We start from the raw sequence: 1415 nt of genomic DNA, 5'->3' as shown, positions 1-1415 counted from the left end.
TACCAATTCTTATAGCAAGGCTTTAGAATTATATGTAATAACTAATGATGCTTATCGCCCCGGGCTCATTTATTTGAATTTGGGAAGTATTTACTACGAAGCAACTTTTTATGAGAAGGCATTAACTTATTTTGAAAAGGCTGAACAAATTTTCTTTGAAACTGGGCATAAGGAAAAGCTGCCAATGGTTTATCTAAATATGGCTCGAATATATATAGATGAAAAGCAATTCCATAAAGCAGAATTTTACCTCAGCCAGGGAATCGACTTTGCCAAGCACATGGAAAGCAATGACCAAAGAAGTAAACTTTTAAACATGTACGGTAAATTACATTTTGAGCAGCAGCATTTTAGTGAGGCCAGAAGTTACTATAACCGGGCACTCGAATATTCTGAAACTGAACTCCAAACTTCCTATATATATGGAAATATTGCCGAAGCATATATTAAAGAAGGCAACATAGGTGAAGCGGAGAAATGGCTGAAACAAGCCATGATGCTTAAAAATAAAATTGAAGATGCAGACATACGGCCCAATATTAACTATGGCGCCGAATTAGAGGCCCTAAAAGGCAATTATGATAAAGCCCTGACACTGTATGACAAAGTGGTGGAACTTTCAAAATACGACCTTACCTCCAAGGAGCTGGGGATAGCGCTCAGTGGTATCAGCACTTTGTATAGTGCAGCACAAAACCTAAGCCATGATCAATTGACCCGCCAGGCAGAATACCTGAATGTATACGAGCAAAGAAGCAAACAGCAGGAAGAACAGCGAAACATTCTGCAAACCCTCTACCGGCAAGCTTCCATTAAAGCCGCAGAAGTAAAGCAAGAAGGCCAACAAGCGCTAAAGGCAAAAAGCGAGGAGTTTAGTGCCAGTAAAATAAAATATTATGAACTCATAGGCCTGTGCCTGCTGGCGATAGCTTATAGCGTATATTTCTATAAAAAGCGATTGAAAAAGCTCAAAAAGGAAAGGACTGATTATAAAAATGATTACGAGAATTCCATAAGTGTAGTAACGGAGTTTGTGCATACTACCAGTCAGGTCAGAGAAAGGAATACAGGTCAAAATAAAAAAGATCCTGATTAGTTCAATTTCAGGGCATCCTTTATAATTGTTTTAGAGAACAAAAGCGACTTTTTTACACACCAGAGGCATCAGTTTTAATTTATTATTAGAACCGGGACTTCAAAAATTGACAACTTGTTCGAAAAATGGGGTTTCAGGATCGACCTTGATCAAAACGCGTTCCGCTGACGGCCGAAGCCTTTAGCGGAGACCCTAAGAAATTCAAGGAGTGGAACGGTTAAAAAATCAATACTGTTTGACCGTAGGGAGTTTATTGATTTTCAGTGCAACTCCTTGAATTTTAGCATTTTCCATAGCCGTTAACTTAAGGGCGAAAAGC

General features: G+C 38.8%; 1 protein-coding gene. It reads left to right on the top strand.

All coding sequences use genetic code 11. The annotated features are described in order from the left end of the window. Positions 1-1096, top strand: a 1096-nt coding sequence (locus E1163_RS00490; protein ID WP_155168568.1) for a tetratricopeptide repeat protein, incomplete at its 5' end; no start/stop codon positions are given. Positions 1097-1415: the final 319 nt, after the last annotated feature.

The sequence above is a fragment of the Fulvivirga kasyanovii genome (assembly GCF_009711405.1).
Taxonomy (GTDB): Bacteria; Bacteroidota; Bacteroidia; order Cytophagales; family Cyclobacteriaceae; genus Fulvivirga; species Fulvivirga kasyanovii.
Note: the sequence above shows the minus strand (reverse complement) of the source record. Positions and strands in the feature narration are given on the sequence as shown.